Raw genomic sequence first — 25261 nt, 5'->3', positions numbered from 1 at the left:
AAGACGTGAGACGAAAAGTCCAGTGGAGGTGAGCATATGAAAAACAAAAAAAGAATTAAATTAATAAAAATAAGAAAAGATAATGGTTTAAAGGTAAAAGATATAGCAAATTTGTTAGGAATATCTGTATCACATTATTATAAAATTGAAGAAGGTATTAGAAATCCTAATCTTAAAGTAAGTATGAAACTTTCGAAAATTTTGGGGCATTCAATCGAAGAACTTTTTTTTGATGATAAATTGGACGATTCGTCACACAACACAGAACAATCCGCATAGGAGGTGAGAAGGATGGAAGGGAACAACGGCCTTCATAAGCTGATAATCAAAAACGATGAAATGATGCTGGATGATTTCAAAATAAAAGGATTAATAAGGTATGAGCTAAAGAAAGACTCTGCCGACTTACCAACAGAGCTTCTGATAGTTTTACAAGTTAAAGACCTAACTTTGAATTTATAATTTTAGCTATTACTTCAGATGCAATTTTGGAAAGTGCACTGAGAGAGTAAGAACCAACACTTTTAGCAATTTCTTTGGTTTTGTTCCAGTTATTATCTTGTCTTATATTGGCAAGAAATTCGTGACCTGCTGGGGAGATGTCGTGTATCAAACAATTGCCACCCAGAAAATAAGTTACTTTTGTTAATAAACCAGATAATTCGCATTGTTTGATATGATACATTACTTCTTCATGACTATATTGTTTTAATCGTTCATACTCGGACTCGAGATTGTAGTCCATAAACTTACCGTATCCAGTATGTTCTTCTGCAGTTAGTAAAATATCTCTAATGCAATCAGGGTTTAATCTCAATATTATAACCTCCTCTCAAGAGAATTTTACCACTGGAGAGGAAAAAAAACAAAAAGGGGGTAAAAAGCTTATGGCACTTGTTTATACAACAAAAGAAGCAGCACAGCTTCTAAAAGTAGACATTAAAACAATATACAAATTGAAAGATGAGCATAAACTTCAAGCTGTTAAAGTTGGATCAAAGATTTTGATAACTGAACAAAGCATTAACAACTACTTGGGTATCATTCCTGCTAAAACCGAGAATGAAATCAGGCTTGAAGAAGAGAACAAAAGGTTAAAAGAAAAATTAAGGCAATACGAAAGACATTTATCACAAATAAAAGATGAGATTTTAAAAATTGATATTAAAGCAGTTTAAAGGGATGAAATAGATGTGTTGTAGACAGGCAAATGAAAAAGAAGAGATGATTATACGAACAGTAAAAAATTTAAAGCTTACAGATGACGAATTTAAAGCGATGATGTGGCTGTCAAAATGGGAAGTTGAAACGGTTTGCAATATATGCGCAATTATAAAGAAAGCTAAAGAATACGGGAGACCTTTAGCGGAAATAAGGAGGAATGAGCAATGATACAGGTACTAATGAAAGCTGTTGATACATCAGACAAAGAAGAGATGGAGAGGCAGCTAACATCTTTAGAAAATTCGATAGAATTTAGATTGCAAAGAATAAGAGAATTACAGGAACTTAAGAGACAGGCGGCAAAGGCAGATGTATTGATTGAGAAATTGAGAGATGAGATTGCAGATCTAAATCAAGAACACAAAGAATTGACAAGACTTTACTACAGTCAGATGTGAGATCTCGAAAATGTCATAAGAAGTGTTTCTGAATTCATTATAAACCAGGAAGGAGGAAAAGTGAATGAATAAATATTGCACAAATATTTATAAAGAGGCTAGAAAAAATGCTGGTATGACACAAGATAAAGCAGCGGAGCTTCTACATATCAGTACAAGATCACTTATAGATTATGAAACAAATAGAACAATACCACCTGATGATATTGTATGTGACATGGTAGAAATATACAAAGCACCTTGGCTTGGATACAAACACTTAAAACAATGCACAAAAGTTGGACAAAAATATCTGCCAGACTTAAATTTAACGATTTTACCTGAATCGGTATTGACACTGCAGAGTGAAACAGATGATTTGGAAATTGTTAAAAAAGACATGATTAAGATAGCCGCTGATGGTGTAGTTGATGAAACGGAAAAAGAAAGATGGCAGCGTGTTACAAAAGAAATAAGTGAAATGGCAGGCGCAGCACTTGCGGTTATTTTCGCAAGATGAAAGGGGGATTTAAAGATGTCAGTAAGAATTGCAATACTTTTATATAAATTATTTGGTATAACCTCAACGTTAGAAAACGGACAAGTCAGACACGGAATAGAATTTTGGAAATAAAAAAAGGCCTTTAAAAAAGGCACAAATTAAATCTTTCAATGAGAGTATACCACATTTCTGGTATACTCTCAAGACTAAAAAATGAGAGGGGATAAAAAGATGGGAAACATGGCTTTGATGAATAAGATTTGGAATATCACTAATTCACGCATACTTAAAACAGATGACAAAATTAAAATGCTTGAAGATTTAAAAAATAACACAGATGATAAGGTACTTATAAAGATTATAGAACTTGATATAGAAAATTTAAGGAGTGGAGTGTAATGGATACGCAGGAAATGAAAATAATACATCTCTACGATAAACAGCCAAAGGACATCAGTGTGAAACTTGAAAAAAATACGAAAGGATACAATTGGGAAATAAGCTATGCAGGTGAGGATATAGAAGTAGTTTTGGCGAGGATAAGAGAGGCTAATAAAAAATTGCAAGAAGAATATGGAGGGGAGAAACAATGAGCAATAGCAAGGCAATAGATAATTATCAAAGGATAAAATTTTTGCTTAGTAATGTAAATGTAAAGAAAAGATTTGAGGAAGTTCTTGGACATAGAGCAGCACAATTTATAACATCTGTATCAAACGTAGTAAATGGTAACCCTATGCTTCGCAACTGTGATGCAAACTCTATACTATCTGCCGCAATGGTAGCGGCCACTTTGGATCTTCCTGTGGATCCAAATCTAGGCTTTTCTTATATAATCCCTTATCACACGAAAGAGGGTTGGAAAGCTCAATTTCAAGTAGGATACAAAGGAATTATACAGTTAGCACTTAGAACAGGGCAATATAAGAACATAAATGTAATTGCAATATATGAAGGACAATTAAAAGGATTTAATCCTCTTACGGAAGAGATTGAGTTAAATTTTGAGAACAAGATTTCCAACAAAGTAATAGGTTATGCGGCATACTTCAGGCTGATTAATGGGTTTGAAAAGACCGTATACTGGCCTATAGAGAAGGTAAAAGCACATGCGCAAAGATTCAGTAAGACTTATAATAATGGTCCATGGAGGACTGACTTTGATGAAATGGCCAAAAAGACAGTTATTAAAAATACTTTGAGTAAGTGGGGAATACTCTCGGTAGATATGCAAACAGCTCTAAAATCTGACCAAGCCATAATACACGAAGGTAAACGTGGCGTTGATTATGAATATGTTGATAACCCAGAACCGGATACTGAAGGAAATAATAATGTAATTGATGTAGATACTGGAGAAATTATTGAAGATGATAAAAGTGACAATGATTATGCAATAGAAGAAGGTGAAAACCAACAGATGGAAATAGATGAAGAAAATTTACCAGAATTCTTGCAAGAGGAAGATGAAGAAAAATGAGAAATGAGGCGGGGATTAAACCGCCTTTCTAAAAAACTTTTTGATAGGAGTTGGTAAAGATGAAAATTCGAGTATCATATGCAGAACTTAAATCAGGCCCTGGCTACAACAATAAAAAGGCTGAAGCAGAAATTGAAGTAGATGTTGCTGGCGATATAGATAAGGCTTTCACAAGGGCATGGGACAAGGTTAAGGCTGAAGTTAGGAAACAGCTTGACGATGAGGAAATACCATTTTGAGGTTCGATTAAGAGCCTCTCTCAAAATTATTTTAGACGGAAGGATACTCATTAAGTACTAAATTGGAGGGTGAAGGAAGATGCCAAATAGAATACTTAAAGAAAGCATATGCACAAGTGATACAATTGCACAATTGGATCCAGAGGAAGAAATATTCTTTTATAGATTATTAGTTATGTGCGATGATTATGGTCGCATGGACGCAAGGCCAGCTATCTTAAGAGCAAAAGGATATCCTCTTAAAATAGATAAGGTTAAAGAATCAGATATAAATAAATGGCTTAATAAATTAGTTAAAGTGGGATTAATACATTTATATGAAGTTGACAATAAGCCATATTTATACGTAACAACATGGGAAAAGCATCAGCAAGTGAGAGCAAAGAAAAGCAAGTATCCTTCACCTGATGAAGCACAACAACAATCTGATAGCACATACAATCATATGATATCAGATGATAGCATATGTCCCCGAGAATCCGAATACGAATCCGAATCCAAATCCGAATACGAATCCGAAGATATATTGTCGTCAGAAACTGACGACACAACCTCGCAAACGCAACAAGATAAAGTACCATATCAGGAAATAGCCAATCTTTATAACGATATATGTCAGTCACTGCCTAAAATAAAGCAAATAACTAATAAGCGTAAAAGAAGCATAAAAACCGCATGGCATAATATGCATGAGAATATTTCTGCCTTTGAACAAGCCTTCAGGAAAGCCGAAACAAGCGACTTTTTATCAGGACGCAATGGTAAATGGACCGGTTGCAACTTTGACTGGTTGATTAATAACAACAACCTTGTAAAAGTGCTTGAAGGTACGTATGACAATAGAGCTGCACCTATTAATGATTTACCAGAAAACGTGCGAAATGCTCTTGAATTAGTCAAAAGAACTGAATATCAACAAGGACAAGAAAAAAATATTTGGGAGGTTGATTAAGAATGACGCTAAATGAAACGTCAAGAATATTGTCTATTATAGCAGCCGCATATCCACGCTTTCAGGTTGATAGGGCCGGATTGACGTTACAGGTATGGCACGAGATGCTCGGAGATTTAGATTATAGAATTGTGCAAATGGCGGTACAGAAACTTATACTCGAAAATCCATTTCCACCTGCGATTGCAGATGTTAGGAAGTTGGCATCTGAAATATCGACACCCAAAGAAGAACAGCTGGATCCTGCCGAAGCATGGGGAGAAGTTGAAAAAGCAATACGCTATTTTGGCTCATATCGGGAAGAAGAGGCATTAGCAAGCATGAGCCCGGCTGTAGCAAAGGTTGCAAAATATATGGGGTGGCGTGAGATATGCCTTAGTGAAGAGCCAGGAGTTGTGAGAGGGCAATTTCTCAAGATGTTTAGTCAGGTCCAGGAACGAGAGAAGAAAGAAGCATTGTTACCAGAGAATCTTAAAAACGATATAGCAATGCTTGCAAATAAGCATGATTTTAAGCTTATAGAGGGAGGCAAGAAATGATGAAGGTTGAATTTGAGATGAATCTGAAAAACGGAGATGGCTCTGACAAGAAAAGAAAAAGAGAAATAGTGCGAGGCAAGGGTGAACTTATAAAAGAATACGAACATTTTTACTTAGTGCAGAAAAAAGGATATAGGACATGCATAAATAAAGCGGATATTGTGTGCGGACAGGCAAAAATAAAGTTTTTGGGGGTGTGAGGGATGGAAGAATTGATGGAGATTAAAAAGACTGCAATGGAAATTGTTCCGGCTGTACCTGATGAAATACAAGACAAGCTTTTTAGAATATGCGACTTAGTGGATTGTTTAATGAAACCTAAAGCGACTATAGATACTGAGCTAATAAAAATATATAAAGAAGGGGAATAAGAGGTGAACAGCCTAATGAGTTTTACAAAGAAATCGTTGGATTGGGATAGTGAACAAGTCAAAATAGCATTAGCTAAAGTAGACGAAGTTTTAAAACGGATTAAAAAGCGTAGTAGTGGCATTTATAAAAGACAAGCGATAGAAACAGTGTTTGCAAAATATACAGGCGTTTACAGAAACTATTATTATATCTTGCAACATTTACGTAAAACAAAAAAGAAGGAGGAATTGAAATGATAGGAGATTATGAAATAGCGTCAAAAGAAATTGTAAATATGGCAAATGAAATTATAGAGAGATATCATTCAGACTTGAAAGACGAGAAAATAGCTTATGTAATTAGATACAGCACTTGGACTAAAAACGGAAAACAAGTATTTGGCACTGCTAAGAAATGCTCTGATAAAGAAAAGCTTCTGACTGGATATAGTTTTATAATCACTCTCAGTAATTTAGTTTTGAATATGCCAACTGATACGATTAAAGCAATTATAGATCATGAATTAAGTCATTGTGGCGTAATTAGAGATGAATATGGCAAAGTTACGAGAAGATATATTATTGCACATGACCTTGAAGATTTTGCCCATATAATAAGGCGATATGGCTTATATAGTGATGACGCAAAGCATTTTATGGAACAGACGAAGCAAATATCCTTCTTTGATGATGATAAAAATTTGATGAAATTTCTTGATAACAAATTCAAAGATGGAAATAACGATATGCCTGCATAGGAGGAAGTTACTTTGTACAAAATAGTTATTCCTTTGGTACCAATTACGAAAAAAAATCATCAAGAAATCAGAATAAATAAAAGAACTGGGGCTCGCTTTGTGGCTCCCAGCGTTCAATATAAAAACTATGAAGAGGCTTGCGGCTATTATATAAGATGGCCAAGAGAACCAATAGATTATCCAGTCAATGTAAAAGCATTATTTTATATGGATACACATAGAAAATGTGATTTGACAAATCTAAACGAAGCACTGCATGACATACTTGTAAAATACAAAGTGCTAAAAGATGATAATTATAAAATAATTGCAAGCACTGATGGGAGCAGGGTGCTTTATGATAGGGAAAATCCGAGAACAGAAGTTTATATTGAAAGAGTTAATGTCGAGGAGGTATCGTGATGACCATAAAGCAGGTTCATATTTGCGATGGTTGCGGGAAAATGCTTGAAAAAGCAAAAGATATATATCGTTTATATTTGCAAACAAACGCTTTTTGGGATGGAACTGAAACAACATATTTAGAAGAACGGTTAGAATTCTGCCGAGACTGTGCAAGAAATATTAAAAATGCTTTAGAAAAAATAGCGAAAAGAGAGGTGAATGGAAATGAATAAAATTGAATTTTTAGCAACAATACCGCCAATTCAATCAGGCCTTAAATTTGGTGGCGACGGCGCAAGAGTGCAGTTTGACATTCCTGAAACATATTTATCAGAAGCCGTAAAGCTTGTAACATGTAAAAATAAAGTTTTGAAAGTTACAGTGGAGATTAAAGAGGGGTAGCTAAAGCTATCCCTATACGCATTTAGGAGGGGCGAGCATGGGTATACTAGATAGGCAAATATACAAAGAAATTGAATGGCACTTGTATCACTACTTTGACTTGAAAAGAGAAGTGAAAGAATATAGAGAAAAAGTATTAAATTCAAGTACACCTCTTTTTGGAAAGGTTGGAGAAGGACAATCTTACCATAGTGATAGCACAGCGATAAAAGCATTGATGTTGGCTAAACCACCTAAAGAGATAGAAGAATATGAAAAATGGTTTACGATAATAGAAAAAACAATTCAGAAGTTTAAAAACACAGATAAGGAAAAGTTATTACAATTAATATATTTTGACGAGGAAGGGCGAGAATATATTCAGAAAAGGTTACATATCGAAAGAGCTACGTATTTTCATTGGAAGGATGAGATAATATTATATATTGCGTTATTAGCAGCACAAGAAAATTTGATAAAAGTCTAAATCACTTGACAGAATGTTTGATATCAGCAGTGTTACTTGACAAACTAAGAATAATATGGTAAAATACTTTCATAAGGATTTGTAAAGGAGAGTGGGAAATTGGATTTGGCAAAGTTCAAAACTGCTGATGATATATTAAAAGAGTATGTTTCAGATGTAATGAAAATTGAACTCGGAAGAACAATAAAGAAAGCTTATCAAATTACGCAGCAGATAAAAAGAGATAGAGATCTTTTTGAATCTTTCTTATTTAAAAATATTGAGACTTATTTAAATAGCGTTGTCGTTGAACTACAGATTGAAAAAGCAATTAATGAAGGAAGAATTGGAAATTTAAAATGTGAGATTGTTCCTAATATCATAAAAAGTCATTATCACTTAGAAATAAGAACAATAGATGACAAATGTATATTTACGGTTAGTCAGGTTAGAGATAAGAATCAAATTCCAAGAAGAAATATATTTAGAATGAATTATAGTTATTCGAATCAACTTACAATTGATGATATATTAGGATATGAAAGAAAGCAAGATGAAGTTTACTTAATAATTACACATGGGTATTTTAAAGAGGGGCTCAATTTTATAAACATCGGTATTCCTTCACCTAATTTAAATGATTGGTTCGCAAAGGTTTCTTTGTTAGAAGATCAAAAGATAATGACGGAAATTGAAAAACCTGAATACATAATTGAAGAAATAAATGATGATTTAATTTTAGAAGTAAAACAAGAAATTATAAAAAGGGTGTCGGGAGATGACAAAAAATAAAGAGCATAACATTGTACCTCAAAGGATAAGACAAGCAAGGCTTATTCGTGGTCTAACTATACAGGAATTAGCTAATAAATTATCTGTTACACGGCAGGCTGTTTCACAATATGAATTAGGTCAAACTGCTCCTAGTGCAGCTGTACTCGGAGAAATGGTTAGAATTTTAAATTTTCCACTTTCATTTTTTTATAAGCCAATAGAGTCGGATAATTTATTCAATAGTGATAACGCTTTTTTTAGAAGCTATGCTACTGCAAATAAAAAAGAAAAAGAACAGCAGATACAGAGAGCTAATTTACTAGTAGAAATTTATAAATATCTTTCTGAGTTTATAGAATTTCCAAAAGTTAATTTGGCTAATTTAAGTAGTTTTGATATTGAGAATCTTAATGATGACTTAATAGAAAAAATAGCGATATATGTAAGAAAATCGTGGAAACTTGGTCTTGGGCCTATAAGCAATGTAACTTTGTTAGTTGAAAAAAATGGTTTTATAGTAACAAGAAATGAAACCAATTATCAAGAAATAGATGCTTTTTCTTATTTGTTGCCAGAAGGAAGACCCATTATATTCCTTAGCGCTGACAAAAAAAGTGCTGCTAGAACCCGGCTTGATATTGCGCATGAACTTGGGCATATATTGCTCCATCAAGGTATAGAAAAAGGATTAATCAACGACAAAAAAATATTTGATAAAATAGAAGATGAAGCATACAGGTTTGCTACGGCTTTTCTACTTCCCGAAGAAAGTTTTTTAGAAGATGTGATTTCTACTTCTTTAGACCACTTTATTTTTTTGAAAGAGAGATGGAAGGTTTCTATTAGCATGATGATAAGAAGATGTAAAGATTTAGGAGTATTGTCTGATAGTCAATATACGTATCTCATGAAACAAATATCACGGAGAAAATGGAGGAAAAAGGAGCCATTAGATGATGTATTAGAACCAGAAAATCCGGTTTTATTGAGAAGAGCCGTTGAAAAGCTGTTGGAGGAAGAAATATTAACTCGTGATCAATTGGTTGAAGATTTAAAAATGCCAATTGAGGAGATAGAATCTTTAACTAATCTTGAACCAGGAACTCTTAGTAGGAGAGGACAGGTTATACCAATAAATATAAGGGAATTTAAGAAATAAAATGCTGATATAGTAATTTTTCAAAAAAGTCTAATACTTTTTTCAAAAAAATCTATGCTATAATACATAATAGAATAATAGAAAATTTTACAAAAGAGAAAGCTCAGGTGTTCCCTTCCTGAGCTTAAGTTATTTAAAAATTGTTCGAAGATGTATATAATATATAAATAAAATATAAATAAATGAAAGGGGATTGAAATAATGATAAGTAAAATTTATAAACAAGATAATGATGATGAGTATCTTAAAATGAGAAAAGAGGCATATGATACTTTCCCTGAGGATTATTTCAAGCAATTACAATATATTGCTGAGAAGGGTAATAATAAATTTTATGTTATGCGACTATTAGAAATAGTACAATATTTATATTCGCTGCATGATAATCGCATTAAAGATTATACATTTAATGCTTTTGCAATAGATTGTTTATATCGAGGTTTTTTAGATTCTATTAGACATATGCAAAAAGATTTACCTGATAGTATATATGAGAGTATAAAAAATAACATTCAAGATTTTATAGAACAAAGTATAAAACAACTTAACATTAAAAATATAGATGAAGAATTAAAAACGACGTCAGAAAGGGAATGCCCATATTGCGATAGCATAAATATAGAAGATATGGGTTGTGCCTTTGAAGAAGGAACAGAAAGTTCAAAAGGACCAACAAAAATACTTTATACGTGCAAAGACTGCGGCAAAAAATTTCTATTGCTTAAATGAAAAGAGCTCTAACCAGGGCTCTTTTTATATAAAACTTTTGAATTAAGATAATATATTTTTGCAGGAAAAATCAGATAAATATAGAATATATTATTATATTGCAAATTATGAAAGAAAAGGGGAGGTTAATATGGTATGTAAAAAATGCGGTTCGGAGAATATACAAGTAGTGCAAGGGAGTTCAAAAGTTAAGGATGTAAGTATCTTAAGAACTTTAGGAAGATGGCTTTTGATATTATGTACAGCAGGGTTATGGTTACTAGTACCGAAAAAGAAAGGCACTTTAAAAGCAACCACATTGGCAGTATGCATGAATTGCGGACATAAATGGAAAATATAAAGAGCTTTGACAAGGCTCTTTTTTATTTTGGCAAAAGTAGGCGATAATGATGGAACATAATTTTTATAAGAGTGCAAAATGGAAGCATAAGAGAGAGATAATATTAAAGAGAGATGAGTATTTATGTCAAGAATGCAAGAGGTATGGGAAGACAACACAAGCGACGACGGTACATCATATTATACCTCTTACATGGTGCTTAATATATAATATTGCATTAGCGTTAGCAAATATAAACTTAATTAGTTTATGTGAAAAGTGCCATAATAAAATGCATGATAGAGATAGTGATAAACTTACTTCATTCGGGCTTGCATGGGTTAAGAAGATAGGTAAAATTGGTTTAGATTGGATAGAAAAATATTCAGAGAAATGATAATAAGATTTGACAACGATGAAGAAAGTAATCCCCCCCACCTTGACAACAAGATAAAATATCTTTTGGGTACCGGCACGGGGAACTCTTTCCAATAGAGCGACCATTGAAAAAATTTTTTCAGGAGGTGAGAGGCATGGCGAAGGTACCTTCAAAGGAAACAATTAAGAGAAGAACAATAGAAGATATGAAAACACTCGGAGTCCATAAACCGCAGTATAATCGCCTAATTGAGATATATTCCGAACTAGTTTATCAATATTTAACTTTGAATGATGAATTTGAAAAAGGTGGGTATCAATATGAGGTAGAAACGGACCAGGGAGGTACAAAAAAATCCCCGATTGTTGCAACATTAGAATCATTGAGAAAAGATATTTTGGCATACTCTGATAGACTATGCCTCAATCCGAAATCAATTGAAACTGTAACTACTGAGAAGGGCAATAAATCAAAACTGGCTTCAGTTTTGAGTGAGTTGAAATGACTAAATATAAAAACTATGATACTGTAATAGAATATGCAAAGAGCATAGTTGCAGGTAAGAAAGTTGCTTGTAAAGAATTAATTCAAACCTGTAATAGATTTTTAAAAGATCTTAAAAATTCTAATTATGATTTTAACCCGAAAGATGCCGAATTTGTAATACAAATTATTGAAAAAACATTTGTCCATGATCAGGGAGAAAAATTAGATGGCACACCGCTACGAGGTGAGCCTTTTTTATTGGAGACTTGGCAAAAATTTATTGTTTATAATTTATTAGGATTTTATAATAAAGGGACAAAAATAAGGCGCTTTAAAGAAGCGTTTATTTTTATACCTCGAAAAAATGGGAAGACAAGATTTGTTGCTGCTTTATCTTGGGCTTTGGCATTATTAGAGCGAAGATCAGGAAGTAAAATATATATTACAAGCGCAGTGCTAGATCAATCATTGCAATCTTTTAATTTTATACTTTTCAACCTAAAACAGATGGGTGAAGATGGTAATTTTAGAATTCTTGACAATAATCAGGAACATAGCATAAGTGGCGAATTAAGTGACGGCTTTATATATATTAAAGCTTTGGCTGCTAATCCTGATAAACAAGATAGTTTGAATTGCAATGTTGGCATAGCAGATGAGATCCATGCTTATAAAACGCCGAAACAATATAATATCATAAAAGAAGCTATGAAAGCTTATACGAATAAGTTGATGATAGGTATTACGACGGCGGGAGATAATATGAATTCATTCTGCTATAATAGATTGAAATATTGCCAAAAGATATTAAATGGGACTATTAAAGATGAGGCATATTTTGTATTTATTACAAAAGCAGATGAAGATGAGAATGGAGATGTAGATTATACGAACCCGATAGAACATGAGAAGGCTAATCCTAATTATAGAGTAACCATAAGACCGGAGGATATGATGAATGACGCTCTACAGGCTCAGAATGATCCACAGCAAAGGAAAGATTTTCTTGCGAAGTCATTAAACATTTATACAGCTTCTATGAAAGCCTATTTCAATATAGATGAATTTAGAAATAGTGACAAAAAATATGATTGGACCATTGAGGAATTAGTTAAATTGCCTATTGAATGGTTTGGTGGCGCTGACTTGTCAAAGCTGCATGATCTGACCGCCGCGGCACTGTATGGGACATATTATAACGCATATAAAGATAAAAACGGTAAAATGCATGATGTCGATATTGTTATTACTCATGCATGGTTTCCGATAGTAATGGCACAAAGAAAAGCTGATGAAGATAATATACCTCTATTCGGCTGGAAAGATGATGGTTGGCTTGATATGTGCAATAACCCAACTGTAAATCATGCAGATGTAGTTAATTGGTTTATCAAAATGCGAAAAATGGGATTTAAAATTAAACAGATTGGCCATGATAGAAAATTTTGCAGAGAATATTTTGTCGGCATGAAAACAGCGGGATTTAATATTGTGGACCAGCCGCAATATTTCTATAAAAAGAGCGAAGGTTTCAGGCACATAGAAGCGAAAGTAAAAAACGGCGACTTTTATTATCTTCATTCAGAGGCCTTTGAATATTGTGTTCAGAATGTGAGAGCCATAGAAAAAACAGACGATATGATTCAATACGAAAAAATCGATGGAGATGGAGGAACACAGCGCATTGATATATTTGATGCCGCTGTTTTTGCGTGTGTAAGGAAACTTGAGAACTTAGAAAAGAAAACTTATGCTGAAAGATGGCTCAAAAGCTAATGAAGGGCGGTGAGGTAGTTGAATTTTTTAAAATTTATAAAACATAGAAAGATGAAAACAAGGGCTGATCCTTTAATAGGATGGTTTATAACAGATGGCGCATATGATACATTATGTATTCCCGGTTATACAAGGTTATCTGACAATCCGGAGGTAAAAATAGCGGCACACAAAATCGCGGAGCTTATATCTTCTATGACAATATATCTAATGCAAAATACAGAAAATGGAGATATAAGAATCAAAAATGAATTATCTAGGAAGATAGATATAAATCCATATAGCCTTATGACGCGTAAGGCATGGATGTACAATATAGTTTATACCATGCTTCTAGATGGTAAAGGAAATAGTATTGTATATCCAAAAATAACACAGGATGGGTTGATAGATGAATTAATTCCTTTGAAACCTTCCGAGGTATCGTTTTTAGAAACCGATACAGCTTATAAAATAATTTATAATAATAAAATTTATAACTACGATGAGGTTCTTCATTTTATCATCAATCCTGATCCAGAAAAACCATATATGGGTACTGGTTATAGAGTGGTGCTTAAAGACATTATTAATAATCTTGAACAAGCTATAGTAACTAAAAAGCATTTTATGTCTGATAAATGGAGACCTTCAGTAATTGTATCAGTTGATGCTATGACAGAAGAACTTTCCAGTAAGGAAGGCAGAGAGGCGATACTCGAAAAGTATATTGACGAAACAGAGGAAGGTAAACCTTGGATAATTCCAGCGGATCTTATAAAAGTCGACACAATAAAACCATTATCATTGCAAGACCTCGCAATAAATGACGCGGTACAAATTGATAAAAGGACAGTTGCAGGTATATTTGGTGTGCCTGCTTTTTTCTTGGGTGTAGGAGATTTCAATAAAGACGAGTACAATACATTCATAAACGCAACTATTCTTCCGATAGCCAAAGGAATAGAACAGGAACTGACAAGAAAGCTACTTTACAGTCCTGACTTGTATTTCAAATTCAATCCGCGCAGTTTATATGCTTATGACATTACAGAGCTATCAAATGTGGGATCCAATATGTATGTGAGAGGCATTATGACAGGCAATGAGGTAAGGGATTGGCTTGGCATGTCGCCACTTGACGGGCTTGACGAAAGGGTGATCTTAGAGAATTACATTCCGGCTGGAATGATTGGAGAACAGAAAAAGCTTAAGGGAAATGGAGGTGATGATAATGGATAAAACAATATTTCAGACAAGAAGTTTACAGTCCGATTTAGCAAAATTAAAGGTTAGAGCAGAAGGCGACAGCGATAAATATATTGAAGGTTATTTCATTGTCTACAATCAAGAAACGGAACTATGGCCCGGTTATTTTGAGAAGGTTGCTCCAGAAGCTGTAAATAATACACTTGGAAATGACATAAGGGCGTTGATAAATCATGACACAACTCTTGTGCTTGGCAGAAATAAAGCCGGAACGCTTGAATTAAAAAGCGATGGACATGGGCTTTGGGGCAGTATAAAAATTAACCAAAATGATAGTGATGCTATGAATTTATATGAAAGAGTAAAGCGTGGTGATGTATCACAATGTAGTTTTGGCTTTAATGTATTAGATGAGGAAGATGAGTGGCGCCAAGACGGAACTTTGCATACGACATTAAGAGCGATTGACTTACATGAGGTATCTGTTTGCACATTTCCTGCATATGAAGAAACAGGTGTGCAGGCTCGACATAGAGAAATTGAACAGTATAAACAAAAACAAATTGAAATTAGAAAGAAAAAATTAAAAGAGAGGTTGAGAAATTATGGCATTAAAACAGATAATGTTGAACAAAAAAATTGAGCAGAGAAAAGCAGCTTTGGCGGAACTTCTAAAAACTGAGGAAGATCTCAATAAGAGAGCTTCCGAATTGGAAAAAGCTATTGATGAGGCAAAAACAGATGAAGAAATAGCGGCAATAGAAGAGGAGACTGAAAAACTTGACAAAGATAAAGCTGATTTTGAGGAAAATAAAAGCAAACTTGAAGGCGAGATTGCAGAACTTGAAGGACAGCTTGAAGAACTGAACAGCAAAGAACCTAAAAACAATTCTGAAAGCAAAGCGAATGACAGAAATAAAAATATGGTTGAAGGAGAGGTAAGAATGAGAACAGGGAAATTTTTCAATGGAATGACAAGAGAAGTGGTCAATGCTTTGATTGCAAAAGATGAGGTAAAAGAATTCTTGACACGAACAAGAGAACTGATAGGACAGAAAAGGTCCGTAACTGGCGCAGAGCTGACAATACCTGATGTTATGTTGGACCTCTTAAGAGACAATCTTTATAGATACAGCAAGTTAATAACGAGAGTAAACTTAAAATCAGTAGCAGGTAAAGCGAGACAAAATATTGCCGGAACCATCCCTGAAGGTATATGGACAGAATCAGTCGGAAAGCTCAATGAGTTAGCTCTTAAATTCAATCAGATTGAGGTTGACGGCTATAAGGTTGGTGGATTTATTCCAGTGCCTAATTCAATATTGGAAGATAGTGACTTGAACCTTGCAAATGAGATAATGGATGCACTTGGACAGGCTATAGGTCTCGCAGTTGATAAAGCTATATTATATGGTACTGGCACAAAGATGCCTCTAGGCATTGCGACGAGACTTGCACAAACCCAACAGCCTGCCGACTGGGGAGCAAATGCACCTGCATGGGAGAATTTAACCACGACAAATCTGCTTAAATTAGATGGAACATTAAGCGATGCAAAATTCTTCTCTGCATTAATGCTTGCACTGGGTGCAGCACAACCTAATTATGCAACTGGTGGAACTTTCTGGGCTATGAATAGAAAGACAAGAATGACATTGATATCAAAGGCTGTTACATTTAATGCTGCCGGTGCAATTGTCGCGGGACAAAATAATACAATGCCGGTCGAAGGCGGAGATATCGTTGAATTGCCATTTATACCTGACGGTGATATTATAGGTGGCTACGGTTCCCTCTATCTATTGGCAGAAAGAGCAGGCGCACAGCTCGCAGTATCAGACCAGGTAAGATTTATAGAGGACCAGACAGTATTCAAAGGCACAGCCCGTTATGATGGTGCTCCAGCAATTGGTGCAGGCTTTGTGATAGTGAATATAAATAATGTTGCTCCAACTACAACAATAACCTTTGATGCTGATATTGCTAATGCATAATATATTTAAATAGGAGGAAGTAAAGTGGATATAGGTTTAATCCTCCAACTTGTAAAAGCAAATTTAGGTATGAATACTTCCATTAGAGATATATATTTAACAAAATTAATTGAGGGAATCATAACCGAATTGACCGAAGAAAAAGGAATAGCACTCGATGGAAGTAATTCATACCATCTTATGTTTGTTGTAGATTATGCAGTCTGGAGATTTTTGAGTAAAGACAGTGATGCAGGCATGCCGGAGCATTTGCGGTATCGCTTGAAAAATCTATACATACATGCTGGAGGTGGTGCACCTGTATAAACCGAGTACGTTAATTTTTAATACAATAATTCATATACAAAATCGGAAACAGACAATCATAAATGGAGCTCCTGACATAGACTATGTCGATGCAGATCCAGCGCTCGATTATTGCAATTGGAAAGGTAGGGGCGGTACAGAAAGCATTCAAGCAGGCTCGCTTATAGTTTATGATACGGCTGAATTAACGATGTGGTATAGACCTGATATATCAGAACGAGATAGAGTATTATTAAATGACGATCCAAGCAAGGTATACGAGATAATTAACATTGAGAATGTCGAAATGAGGAATCAATACATGATTCTCAAAGTGCAAAGAGTGGTGAATGCTTAATGTCAACGCCATCTAATTTAACAAAAAATAGAACTATAAGTTTAAAATTATCAGGCATAGAAGAATATCTAAAAAAGATACAAGAAGTTGGAGTCAATGTTGAAGAATCTGTATCAGAGGCTATTGCTGAAAGTGCAAAAACAGTATATGAGGATATAAAAGCGTGGGCAGAAAAGCATAAATTCACAGGAGCTACTTTAAAAGGTGTCGACCTTTCAGAGGTAAAGCAAGAGGGCAATTATTTTTACGTAGATGTTGGCATAAATACGGATAAAAGCGAAAATGCTTGGCACGCTGTATTTGTTGAATATGGGTCTCCACATAATGCTGCAGATCCGGGGATAAGAAATGCTTTCACAAATAACAAAAGCAAAGTTAAAAAAATACAGAGAGATATATTAAAAAAGGCAGGGATGCCTGATGAGTAACATTTATGAGTTAATTTATAATACATTGATATCTTTGGGCTACCCTGTAAGAGAACAAGGAACATTTGGAAATACAGAAATGTTACCTGAAACATTCATAACATATCAAATCATAAATGAGACAAATGACACACATTATGATAATAAGATAGCGAGTACTACAACAAGAGTACAGCTTGCGTTATATTCAAAGAAACCTGCTATAAAGCAGAATGCGGACCAGTTGTTCAGGTCCGTAATGCTTCCGGCAGGTTTTTTACGTGTAAGTGGCAGAGATTTACCCTTCAATAGTAATACAGGACATTATGGTTATACATCAGATTATAACTATTATGAAAGTGAGGTATAAAGAATGAATGAATATGGCGAATTTATAGGTGTTGACAATATATACTTTGCTTTAGTGACACAAGATGATGAAAACGGATATGTGGCTGGAGCACCACAATATTTAGCACCCGTTGCAGAGATAAGTGGAGAAGCAAAAACTGACAGCGTAACGACTTATTATGATAATAAGGCCGCAAATAATTATATAAGTGAAGCTGCAACAGAGTTAAAGATAACAGTACAAAATGTCTCCGCACAGAAAATGGCCATATTACTTGGGAAAAAATATGATGCTACAAGTGGGAGAGTATATGATTCAGGTGAAGCAAATCCGCCAGATATAGCACTTGGATTTCGTTTTAATATGGGACAAAATGGATATAGATATTATTGGTTCTTGAAGGGCACGATGAGCGGCGGGGCAGAAGAAGCATCATCCAAGGCTGATAAGATAGATGTAAAAAATTATGAACTAACTTATACGGCTGTATCTACGAGACACGAATGGACTATAGATGGAGAATCACAATCAATAAAGAGAGTATTTGCTGACACATCAGATCCAGCATTCGATCCGACTGGATGGTTCTCACAAGTACAGACACCCGACAAAGCAGGTTCGCCAGCAGCTATAACATTAGTAAGCAGTACGCCAACTGATGGGGCAACTGATGTAAGCAGTACAGCACCTATCACTCTTACATTTAGCAATCCGATAGAATCTGAAGCAGTTACACTTATAAATTCAACAAATGGAAATATTGTAGCAGTTACAAAATCGCTTGATGTTACAAAGAAGATACTTACAATTACGCCTACAGCAGCACTTTCAGCTACGACAAAGTATATTGTATCTATAGCAGGTGTAGTAGATGCTTACGGACAGGCATTGGCAGCAACAGCAATAGATTTTACTACAGCAGCATAACAGGGAGGTTAAGCCCTCCCTATAATTTTTATGGAGGGATAATATGAGAGCACTTACATTGAAATTAGGCGATAAAACATATTCAACAGTGAAAATAACAGCATTCTTGAGTAAAGAAGCTTTGAAAATACAAAAGGAATCTTTAGAGATAGCAAAAATAGGCAAAGAAATACAAAATGACCTGGAAAATTTAGATACAATTGAAGAACTTTTAGACAAGATGGCAGAACTAAATGATAGAAAGGCAGCTCTAATATGTGAGGTATACGGCAATCAATTTACAATAGATGAATTGCAGAAAAATTTAAGTGATGAAGAAATAAATATTGAAATCAATAAAATAATTTTGGCAGTGTCAGGCGTGATCCAAAAAAACTAAAAAGGGACGTAGAAACGTCCCAAAATGATAGTGAAGATGTTGAAATAGAAGATACTTTGAATAGTCTATATCATTTATTGGTTAAGAATTTTGGTTGGACATTGAAGGATATTGATGATACCAGCCTTGAAACATTGATGGATTTTTTATTTTATAAGCCTAAAAAGAATGACAATATACGAATTAGGAATGGTAAGACATATATAAGAGCAACGAAACCGCCGTCATGGCTATAAGGTGGTGAAATTATGGCAGCGGGAAATGAGAACGATATTGGTGGAAAAGTGTCATTGGATATAACTGATTTTAAAGCCAACATAGCTGAATTAAACAGACAAATTCGAGTGATAGATACAGGGTTTAAGGCTGCAGCAGCAGGAATGGATGACTGGGGCAGCAATGCAGAAGGTTTGCAAGCAAGGATAAAAGCTTTAAATGAAATAACTGAATTGCAGCGCCAAAAAGTCGAAGCTTTAACAAATGAATATAAACGAATAGCAGCAGAAAAAGGCGAAGATAGTAAAGCCGCACAGGATTTGCAAATAAGAATAAATAAAGAAACTGAATCGCTTAACAAGAACCAAAAAGAATTGACCGATTGTACTGCTAAATTAAATAGTTTTGGCAATGAGATGGAGCAAGAATCATCTAAGGCAAGTAAATTTGATGGCGTGTTAAGCAAATTAGGAGATGGCTTAGGCAAAATTGGTACTACAATCGGTAAAGCGGCAATCGCAGGAATAGCAGCAGTTGGTACAGCAGCGGTGGGAGCAGCTACAGGAGTGTGGAAAATGGCAACATCTGCTGCCGACTATGCAGATGAAATACAAAAGGCATCAGATGTTACAGGTCTTACAGCTGAAAGGGTACAAGAATTAAGATATGCTGGAGATAATTTGGGAGTTAGTTTTGACACAATTGCAGGTGCACAAGCGAAATTAACAAAAAGTATGGCCGCAGCAAAAGATGGAACTGGAGCACAAGCTGCAGCATTTAAGGCTTTAGGCATAAGTGTAACAGATTCAAATGGACAGCTTAGAGATAGCAAAATCGTTTTTAGCGAAGCATTAAATGCACTTAATGGCATATCAAATGAAACAGAACGTGATGCTTTAGCAATGCAGATTTTTGGAAAATCAGCTATGGAACTGAATCCGCTCATTAAAGCTGGCGGTGATGAGTTAAATCGATTAACACAAGAGGCGGAAAAGAATGGTGCGGTTTTGTCTGGCGAGCAGATATCTGCATTAGATGCTTTTGGAGATAGTATATCTGCTTTAAAAATGTCATTGCAAGGGTTAGGAGGCAACATAGCATCAGCTGTATTGCCTGCATTACAATCGCTTGTAAGCAATGTACAGAATGTAACTGCAGCTGTAGGACAGGCATTAAAAACTGGAGATTGGTCGCAGGTAGGAACAGCAATCTCGGAAGGATTGAACTCAATAATAAATCAGATTTTAGGCTTTTTACCACAAATATTAACAATTATACCAACAATATTAACAGGCATTGCAAATGCAATTGTTACAGCAATTCCAACAATTTTGCCTCCTTTAATTAATGCGACTATGCAGCTATTAAATTCTTTAATTCAAGTAATAAACTCAAGTGGACCACAATTAATACAAACAGCAGTTCAAGCAATTACAATGTTAGTTACTGGAATATCCCAGGCGTTACCTAACTTGATACAAGCAGCAGTTGCAATAGTAATGGCTCTTATAAATGGCATCACACAGGCATTGCCACAATTAGTTCCTGTGGCATTGCAAATTATATTAGCTTTGGTAAACGGCATTATTCCAGCATTACCAAAACTTATTGAAGCAGCATTACAGATGATACTTGCATTAGTAAAAGGGTTAATGAAAGCTTTACCAAAACTTGTGGATGCTATACCGAAAATAATTGAATCATTCTATGATGCAATTTATTCAAACTTATCAACAATAATTGATTTAGGCACAGAAATATTGACGGCTTTAATAAATGGCATAATTGATACAATTCCTGCTTTGGTGGCTGCATTGCCAAAAGTTATTGATGCTATTTTAAAAACCATATTAACTAATTTGCCTAAAATAATAGAATCAGGCATTCAATTATTACAGGCATTAATAAATGGCTTAGCACGGGCTATTCCTCAGTTAATTAGTTATATTCCAACAATTGTAACAACAATCGTATCTGTAATAATACAGAATTTGCCTATGTTAATATCGGCTGCATTACAAATCATGGTCGCTTTGGCGTTAGGGATAGTACAAAATATACCAGAAGTTGTTGCAGTTATTCCACAAATATTTATTGCAATGGTTAAAGGTTTTGCAAAAATAAACTGGGCACAGCTGGGCATAGATCTTATACGAGGGATTGCAAATGGTGTAGCAGACGCAGCAGTTAGTCTTGCAGAAGGAGTAGTTAGAGCAGCTAAAAACGCACTCAATGCGGCTAAAAATGCTCTTGGTATTCATTCTCCATCTAAATTGTTTAGAGATGAAGTAGGCTTGCAAATTGGTGCAGGCATGGCGGAGGGTATCGCAGATAGTAGCAAAATAGTAAATAAAGCAATGCAAGGATTGAATGAGCAAGTAAATACGGATATAAGTACTAATTTATCAACTAATGTTAGTACAGGGATAAATTACAGAGAACTAGTGAGCGTATTAAAGGATACAATATTTCCACAGATGCAGTTTGGATCTCTTGTAACAGTGGAGAATTTAGTTGTAAGAAATGATAGTGATATCTATAACATATCAAGACAACTAAACAGTCTTATACAATCATCTAATCGCGCAAGGGGCGTGAGATAATGAGCTTCTTTATATTTAATGGGTTATCAAGCAAAAATTTGGGAGTAAATGTGGTAAAAATAAATAGAAATATATCAGAGATTTCGCATCAAAATTCCAGCAAAAAATTTATCTTTACAAGAATTTTTATATTTTACATCTAGTTGAATATATGGTAATAGTAAATCCATTTAGATGCTAAAAAAGTTGTACTTTCCCCTTACCCCATGAATTTTAATAATGAATTTCCAGTTTTGTTTCAAATTATGTCTTCACAAACAGTGGATTACTCCATCCAGTTTCTATGATAAATATCTCATCTTTTATATCTTCAATAATATCTATTTGAAGCATATGCTTTTCCCTAAAATTTCTTATACACCTGAAGAAATATAATTGCATCAAATTAAATGCTATTATTATAAACATTAACACAGTTTCTACACCCTCAGGACTGTGCAGAAAACAGTGATTTAAATGCCATTCTGTTTTTAGTTGATGAAAAGCATTGTTTTCAATTTCCCATCTTTTATGTATTATTTTCCATAGGGTTTCTACTGAAGTAACTTTAGAGGTAGTTATTATCCATGATTCTTTTATTTCTACTTTGCCTGAGCTATGTATTTCTTCTATAAATTTTATAAACCTTACTTCTATGTCGGAATTAGGCATTTGAAAATTGTCTTCGTCCCAGGCCTTTATTTTAATATAATTATTACTTTTTTTCTTAACAGTCCATTCTTTATCTGCTTTTCGACACTTGAATAAACCAAGTGCATCCTTAACTATATTAAGTCTTTCATCTTTAACCCTTACTACTGCATCCATCCCTATTGATAATACTTCTTTAATCCAAGTAGATTTGCAATATAATGCATCAGCTACTATAATGTCTGCAAAATGATGAAATTCTTTATGCAATTTTCTAATTAGACGCTTGCCTGCTGTGATTTCTCCTTCGTCTTTATCTGAAGCATCTCTTTTAGGTTCAAGCATTTCCTGACCTATGATAAGATGTGGATCAGAACCTACAGTTGCACATATTACTGACCTATGAAAGTAATGAGTAATCCCGTCCTTTTGGACTCGTGTAAGACAATTATCACAGCACTTATTAGTGCTTTCAAATAACTCTACACCATCTATTGCAACGACTTTTAGTCCATCTATAGTTCCTTTTCTAAAAACCTTATTTTTTGTACTTGTCTTGATTATACTATTATTAAGTTCATTTAAGCCATCTAAATCAAAATTACTTAAAACACGCCTAATAGTGTCAATACGAGGAATTTTAGTCTTTTTAGGTAATACTTTTTTAAATTTACCTTTTTTAAGCCAATGTTCCAACCTATTAAAACTCCTTATTTGAAGTATAAATCCAAATAATACTACAAAGGTAACTGTTGAAATTTTTACTGAAGATTTTGCTCTTTTATCTTTTAGGGTATTGATTTTTTCTCCAAGATGGTATATCTTAGAGAAGTAGATAAGCATTTGTTTTAAATAACTTTTGTTCATTTTATCAGCATCCTTTCTATTTAGGTTATCGCAAAACATATTATAGAAAGGATGCTTTTATTTTGCAAATTTTTTCTTTCAATTTCCAGTAAAAAACGGAAAATCACATATTTCTAGCTGCTCTTAGTTAAATTTTATAAATCAACGTGTCTATCACTCTAAAAATTTTTAAATGCGAAATCTCTGGAAATATATTTCCTGAAATACAAGACCAGTATGAGAAAATATCAGGTAGAGCAGGTTCTTATTTATTTCCACAACCCTTTGGCGACAGAAAAATTTCTATTGAGTGTGATCTACCGGTATTAAATAAAGATGAATTTATGGCAAAATTTCGAGCAGTTGCAGCATGGCTTAAGACAAATGATAAAGTGCAATTAATATTGAGTGATGAAACGGATAAATATTACATGGCTAAAGTGGCCAATAATATTCAAATACAGCGAGATTTCTTTTATTTAAGCGAATTTACAATTGAATTTATTTGTGATCCATTTGCATATTCCTTGAATGATATAACACAAATATATACAGTTCAAACTGGTACAACGCAAGGCATATATAATAACGGCACTGCAGAAACAAACCCTGTCATATCAATAATAGCTGCTTGGGGTGATGTAAAGAATCCCAAATTAACAATTAATGATACGATATTCTTGTATAACGGAACCATAACAAATAACAGTCAGATTGATATAAACAGTGAAAATTTCACAGTTTACAAGGGTATGGATAGAGATATAGCAACGACCGGTGGATATGATCCAGCAGAGGATAGTATATTAGCTCTTATAGATGGCGAATTCCCGACATTACAGCCGGGACCTAATAGTCTCATATTTAGTTGCGAAAATGGCGTTAATGCAGATATAAAAATACAGTTTAAAGAGAGGTGGATTTAGATGGCACAGCAAAATGCAAGACTTAATACCGATTTGGATAATAAGTTGACCAGCAGCTACTATGATGGTACTGACTGGTATATGCAAACTAAGGCAAAAGATGGAGCCATAGCAACATTAGGTACAACGACAGATGCCGAAGCCACAGGAAACGGTACGCTTATAGGCATAATAAAAAGAATAAGGACCTTATTTGGTGGTGGTTTGCCATCGGCTTTAAGTGCCAGTGGAAACCTTAAAACAGCAATTTCTGAACCACTTCCGGCCGGCTCTAATATCATAGGTCAAGTGCAAGTATCGCAGTTACCTGCAATTCCGGCAGGCAACAACAACATCGGCGATGTGGATGTGGCTTCGACACCTGCAGATGCTACTCCGGGAAGTGCACATCCGGCTAAGGCAATATTGATAGCTGGTAGTGATGGAACGAATGCAAGGCGTATACTTACAGATTCAAATGGTGTAGTGCAAGTCCAACTTGTGCAAACTGCTCAGGAAGTCACAGTGCTTGCATCTGCAGCGAGAACTGCATCCGGCGATACAAGCGCAACGCCAATAGATATGAAGAAATATAAAGAGGCAGTATTTTTCTTGGATATAACAGCAGTGAGTGGAACAACGCCGACTTTAGACATAAAAATAAAAACGAAGGACCCAGTTTCGGGCAAGTGGTTCGATTTAGTGATGTTCACACAAGCGACAGCCGTTACTTCTGAAATGAAGGCTGTGTCAGGTTTAATAGGATCACAAATAGCAGCATTTTATACGATTGCTGGAGATACACCTTCTTTTACATTTTCATTAGGAGCGGTCCTGAAGTCTTAAAGGCGGTGAGGTGATTGATACTTCAAGAATTTAACAAAATTATAACTGGGC

General features: G+C 34.6%; 42 protein-coding genes. 40 read left to right on the top strand and 2 right to left on the bottom strand.

The genetic code is table 11. The features are described from left to right. Positions 1 to 36: 36 nt before the first annotated feature. Positions 37 to 279 carry a helix-turn-helix transcriptional regulator gene (locus JJQ93_RS06340; RefSeq protein WP_274893145.1) on the top strand — a complete coding sequence of 81 codons (243 nt, stop codon included), beginning with the start codon at positions 37 to 39 and terminating at the stop codon, positions 277 to 279. A 12-nt stretch (positions 280 to 291) separates the two neighbouring features. Then, positions 292 to 462: a hypothetical protein gene (locus JJQ93_RS06335; RefSeq protein WP_274893144.1), complete on the top strand. Its 171-nt coding sequence runs from the start codon at positions 292 to 294 to the stop codon at positions 460 to 462. Here the strand turns inward: JJQ93_RS06335 and JJQ93_RS06330 are convergent. Beyond that, positions 437 to 817 carry a DUF2513 domain-containing protein gene (locus JJQ93_RS06330; RefSeq protein WP_274893143.1) on the bottom strand — a complete coding sequence of 127 codons (381 nt, stop codon included), beginning with the start codon at positions 815 to 817 and terminating at the stop codon, positions 437 to 439. The two genes, JJQ93_RS06335 and JJQ93_RS06330, sit on opposite strands and share 26 nt — an antisense overlap. 70 nt (positions 818 to 887) lie before the next feature. Between JJQ93_RS06330 and JJQ93_RS06325 the strand changes: the two genes are divergently transcribed. The 36 genes from JJQ93_RS06325 (at position 888) to JJQ93_RS06150 (ending at position 21983) form a co-directional block, all read left to right on the top strand. After that, a complete protein-coding gene (locus JJQ93_RS06325; RefSeq protein ID WP_274893142.1) occupies positions 888 to 1178 on the top strand; it encodes a helix-turn-helix domain-containing protein in 291 nt (96 codons plus the stop codon). A gap of 13 nt (positions 1179 to 1191) precedes the next feature. Continuing rightward, positions 1192 to 1392, top strand: a complete 201-nt coding sequence (locus tag JJQ93_RS06320; protein ID WP_274893141.1) for a hypothetical protein — start codon at positions 1192 to 1194, stop codon at positions 1390 to 1392. Beyond that, positions 1389 to 1622 carry a hypothetical protein gene (locus JJQ93_RS06315; protein ID WP_274893140.1) on the top strand — a complete coding sequence of 78 codons (234 nt, stop codon included), beginning with the start codon at positions 1389 to 1391 and terminating at the stop codon, positions 1620 to 1622. Before JJQ93_RS06320 ends, JJQ93_RS06315 begins: the two co-directional genes overlap by 4 nt. 64 nt (positions 1623 to 1686) lie before the next feature. After that, on the top strand, positions 1687 to 2121 hold the full coding sequence (locus JJQ93_RS06310; protein ID WP_274893139.1) for a helix-turn-helix transcriptional regulator: 435 nt from the start codon (positions 1687 to 1689) through the stop codon (positions 2119 to 2121). A gap of 213 nt (positions 2122 to 2334) precedes the next feature. Continuing rightward, a complete protein-coding gene (locus JJQ93_RS06305; RefSeq protein ID WP_274893138.1) occupies positions 2335 to 2502 on the top strand; it encodes a hypothetical protein in 168 nt (55 codons plus the stop codon). After that, positions 2502 to 2696, top strand: a complete 195-nt coding sequence (locus JJQ93_RS06300) for a hypothetical protein (protein WP_274893137.1) — start codon at positions 2502 to 2504, stop codon at positions 2694 to 2696. The genes JJQ93_RS06305 and JJQ93_RS06300 overlap by 1 nt, the downstream gene beginning before the upstream one ends. Further along, positions 2693 to 3583 carry a recombinase RecT gene (locus JJQ93_RS06295; RefSeq protein WP_274893136.1) on the top strand — a complete coding sequence of 297 codons (891 nt, stop codon included), beginning with the start codon at positions 2693 to 2695 and terminating at the stop codon, positions 3581 to 3583. Before JJQ93_RS06300 ends, JJQ93_RS06295 begins: the two co-directional genes overlap by 4 nt. Positions 3584 to 3642: 59 nt before the next feature. Beyond that, complete coding sequence (locus tag JJQ93_RS06290) at positions 3643 to 3822, top strand: hypothetical protein (protein ID WP_274893135.1); 180 nt, start codon at positions 3643 to 3645, stop codon at positions 3820 to 3822. Positions 3823 to 3901: 79 nt separating this feature from the next. Then, complete coding sequence (locus tag JJQ93_RS06285; protein ID WP_274893134.1) at positions 3902 to 4774, top strand: hypothetical protein; 873 nt, start codon at positions 3902 to 3904, stop codon at positions 4772 to 4774. Between the two features lie 2 nt (positions 4775 to 4776). Next, the gene (locus JJQ93_RS06280) at positions 4777 to 5313 is read left to right on the top strand and encodes a replicative helicase loader/inhibitor (RefSeq protein ID WP_274893133.1); all 537 of its coding nucleotides are present in this window, start codon (positions 4777 to 4779) and stop codon (positions 5311 to 5313) included. Continuing rightward, positions 5310 to 5513 (top strand): hypothetical protein, encoded by a 204-nt coding sequence (locus JJQ93_RS06275; protein ID WP_274893132.1) that lies wholly within the window; start codon positions 5310 to 5312, stop codon positions 5511 to 5513. The genes JJQ93_RS06280 and JJQ93_RS06275 overlap by 4 nt, the downstream gene beginning before the upstream one ends. Positions 5514 to 5516: 3 nt before the next feature. Then, entirely contained in the window at positions 5517 to 5684 is a 168-nt protein-coding gene (locus JJQ93_RS06270; protein WP_274893131.1) for a hypothetical protein, read from the top strand. 3 nt (positions 5685 to 5687) lie between these two features. Next, on the top strand, positions 5688 to 5921 hold the full coding sequence (locus JJQ93_RS06265) for a hypothetical protein (RefSeq protein WP_274893130.1): 234 nt from the start codon (positions 5688 to 5690) through the stop codon (positions 5919 to 5921). Next, entirely contained in the window at positions 5918 to 6421 is a 504-nt protein-coding gene (locus tag JJQ93_RS06260; protein ID WP_274893129.1) for a putative metallopeptidase, read from the top strand. Before JJQ93_RS06265 ends, JJQ93_RS06260 begins: the two co-directional genes overlap by 4 nt. A gap of 12 nt (positions 6422 to 6433) precedes the next feature. Next, entirely contained in the window at positions 6434 to 6823 is a 390-nt protein-coding gene (locus JJQ93_RS06255; RefSeq protein WP_274893128.1) for a RusA family crossover junction endodeoxyribonuclease, read from the top strand. After that, positions 6823 to 7038, top strand: coding sequence for a hypothetical protein (locus JJQ93_RS06250; RefSeq protein WP_274893127.1), 216 nt, complete (start codon positions 6823 to 6825; stop codon positions 7036 to 7038). The genes JJQ93_RS06255 and JJQ93_RS06250 overlap by 1 nt, the downstream gene beginning before the upstream one ends. Beyond that, positions 7031 to 7207: a hypothetical protein gene (locus JJQ93_RS06245; RefSeq protein WP_274893126.1), complete on the top strand. Its 177-nt coding sequence runs from the start codon at positions 7031 to 7033 to the stop codon at positions 7205 to 7207. The genes JJQ93_RS06250 and JJQ93_RS06245 overlap by 8 nt, the downstream gene beginning before the upstream one ends. A gap of 37 nt (positions 7208 to 7244) precedes the next feature. Beyond that, a complete protein-coding gene (locus tag JJQ93_RS06240; protein WP_274893125.1) occupies positions 7245 to 7673 on the top strand; it encodes a DUF1492 domain-containing protein in 429 nt (142 codons plus the stop codon). Positions 7674 to 7772: 99 nt separating this feature from the next. Continuing rightward, complete coding sequence (locus JJQ93_RS06235) at positions 7773 to 8444, top strand: hypothetical protein (RefSeq protein WP_274893124.1); 672 nt, start codon at positions 7773 to 7775, stop codon at positions 8442 to 8444. Continuing rightward, positions 8431 to 9585, top strand: a complete 1155-nt coding sequence (locus tag JJQ93_RS06230; protein WP_085113765.1) for an XRE family transcriptional regulator — start codon at positions 8431 to 8433, stop codon at positions 9583 to 9585. Before JJQ93_RS06235 ends, JJQ93_RS06230 begins: the two co-directional genes overlap by 14 nt. 201 nt (positions 9586 to 9786) lie before the next feature. Continuing rightward, positions 9787 to 10314, top strand: a complete 528-nt coding sequence (locus JJQ93_RS06225; RefSeq protein WP_274893122.1) for a hypothetical protein — start codon at positions 9787 to 9789, stop codon at positions 10312 to 10314. 58 nt (positions 10315 to 10372) lie between these two features. Next, the gene (locus tag JJQ93_RS06220; protein WP_274893121.1) at positions 10373 to 10654 is read left to right on the top strand and encodes a hypothetical protein; all 282 of its coding nucleotides are present in this window, start codon (positions 10373 to 10375) and stop codon (positions 10652 to 10654) included. A 49-nt stretch (positions 10655 to 10703) separates the two neighbouring features. Then, positions 10704 to 11030, top strand: a complete 327-nt coding sequence (locus JJQ93_RS06215) for an HNH endonuclease (protein ID WP_274893119.1) — start codon at positions 10704 to 10706, stop codon at positions 11028 to 11030. Between the two features lie 136 nt (positions 11031 to 11166). Then, positions 11167 to 11517, top strand: a complete 351-nt coding sequence (locus tag JJQ93_RS06210) for a P27 family phage terminase small subunit (protein ID WP_274893118.1) — start codon at positions 11167 to 11169, stop codon at positions 11515 to 11517. Continuing rightward, the gene (locus JJQ93_RS06205) at positions 11514 to 13274 is read left to right on the top strand and encodes a terminase large subunit (RefSeq protein WP_085113633.1); all 1761 of its coding nucleotides are present in this window, start codon (positions 11514 to 11516) and stop codon (positions 13272 to 13274) included. The genes JJQ93_RS06210 and JJQ93_RS06205 overlap by 4 nt, the downstream gene beginning before the upstream one ends. Positions 13275 to 13325: 51 nt before the next feature. Beyond that, on the top strand, positions 13326 to 14495 hold the full coding sequence (locus JJQ93_RS06200) for a phage portal protein (protein WP_274893117.1): 1170 nt from the start codon (positions 13326 to 13328) through the stop codon (positions 14493 to 14495). Next, complete coding sequence (locus JJQ93_RS06195) at positions 14488 to 15105, top strand: HK97 family phage prohead protease (protein ID WP_274893116.1); 618 nt, start codon at positions 14488 to 14490, stop codon at positions 15103 to 15105. The genes JJQ93_RS06200 and JJQ93_RS06195 overlap by 8 nt, the downstream gene beginning before the upstream one ends. Further along, positions 15068 to 16456 carry a phage major capsid protein gene (locus JJQ93_RS06190; RefSeq protein ID WP_085113631.1) on the top strand — a complete coding sequence of 463 codons (1389 nt, stop codon included), beginning with the start codon at positions 15068 to 15070 and terminating at the stop codon, positions 16454 to 16456. The genes JJQ93_RS06195 and JJQ93_RS06190 overlap by 38 nt, the downstream gene beginning before the upstream one ends. 24 nt (positions 16457 to 16480) lie before the next feature. After that, positions 16481 to 16762, top strand: coding sequence for a hypothetical protein (locus tag JJQ93_RS06185; RefSeq protein ID WP_274893115.1), 282 nt, complete (start codon positions 16481 to 16483; stop codon positions 16760 to 16762). After that, positions 16749 to 17099, top strand: coding sequence for a head-tail adaptor protein (locus tag JJQ93_RS06180; protein ID WP_274893114.1), 351 nt, complete (start codon positions 16749 to 16751; stop codon positions 17097 to 17099). The genes JJQ93_RS06185 and JJQ93_RS06180 overlap by 14 nt, the downstream gene beginning before the upstream one ends. Continuing rightward, positions 17099 to 17527: an HK97-gp10 family putative phage morphogenesis protein gene (locus JJQ93_RS06175; RefSeq protein WP_274893113.1), complete on the top strand. Its 429-nt coding sequence runs from the start codon at positions 17099 to 17101 to the stop codon at positions 17525 to 17527. The genes JJQ93_RS06180 and JJQ93_RS06175 overlap by 1 nt, the downstream gene beginning before the upstream one ends. A 34-nt stretch (positions 17528 to 17561) precedes the next feature. Further along, on the top strand, positions 17562 to 17876 hold the full coding sequence (locus tag JJQ93_RS06170; RefSeq protein WP_274893112.1) for a hypothetical protein: 315 nt from the start codon (positions 17562 to 17564) through the stop codon (positions 17874 to 17876). Positions 17877 to 17879: 3 nt separating this feature from the next. Then, positions 17880 to 18785, top strand: coding sequence for a major tail protein (locus JJQ93_RS06165; RefSeq protein WP_274893111.1), 906 nt, complete (start codon positions 17880 to 17882; stop codon positions 18783 to 18785). A gap of 43 nt (positions 18786 to 18828) precedes the next feature. Next, a complete protein-coding gene (gene gpG / locus JJQ93_RS06160; RefSeq protein WP_274893110.1) occupies positions 18829 to 19164 on the top strand; it encodes a phage tail assembly chaperone G in 336 nt (111 codons plus the stop codon). Between the two features lie 77 nt (positions 19165 to 19241). Next, positions 19242 to 19400, top strand: coding sequence for a hypothetical protein (locus tag JJQ93_RS06155; protein WP_274893109.1), 159 nt, complete (start codon positions 19242 to 19244; stop codon positions 19398 to 19400). A gap of 12 nt (positions 19401 to 19412) precedes the next feature. Continuing rightward, positions 19413 to 21983, top strand: a complete 2571-nt coding sequence (locus tag JJQ93_RS06150) for a phage tail protein (protein ID WP_274893108.1) — start codon at positions 19413 to 19415, stop codon at positions 21981 to 21983. A gap of 243 nt (positions 21984 to 22226) precedes the next feature. On the opposite strand, the gene JJQ93_RS06145 is transcribed toward JJQ93_RS06150, so the two are convergent. Next, positions 22227 to 23480, bottom strand: coding sequence for a transposase (locus JJQ93_RS06145; RefSeq protein ID WP_150201018.1), 1254 nt, complete (start codon positions 23478 to 23480; stop codon positions 22227 to 22229). Positions 23481 to 23626: 146 nt separating this feature from the next. Here JJQ93_RS06145 and JJQ93_RS06140 point away from each other — a divergent pair, with 146 nt between their 5' ends. Then, positions 23627 to 24385 carry a distal tail protein Dit gene (locus tag JJQ93_RS06140; RefSeq protein ID WP_274893107.1) on the top strand — a complete coding sequence of 253 codons (759 nt, stop codon included), beginning with the start codon at positions 23627 to 23629 and terminating at the stop codon, positions 24383 to 24385. Continuing rightward, entirely contained in the window at positions 24386 to 25210 is an 825-nt protein-coding gene (locus JJQ93_RS06135; RefSeq protein WP_274893106.1) for a hypothetical protein, read from the top strand. The last annotated feature ends 51 nt before the right edge of the window (positions 25211 to 25261 follow it).

The sequence above is a fragment of the Thermoanaerobacterium sp. R66 genome, assembly GCF_028895185.1.
Classification (GTDB): domain Bacteria; phylum Bacillota; class Thermoanaerobacteria; order Thermoanaerobacterales; family Thermoanaerobacteraceae; genus Thermoanaerobacterium.
Note: the sequence above shows the minus strand (reverse complement) of the source record. Positions and strands in the feature narration are given on the sequence as shown.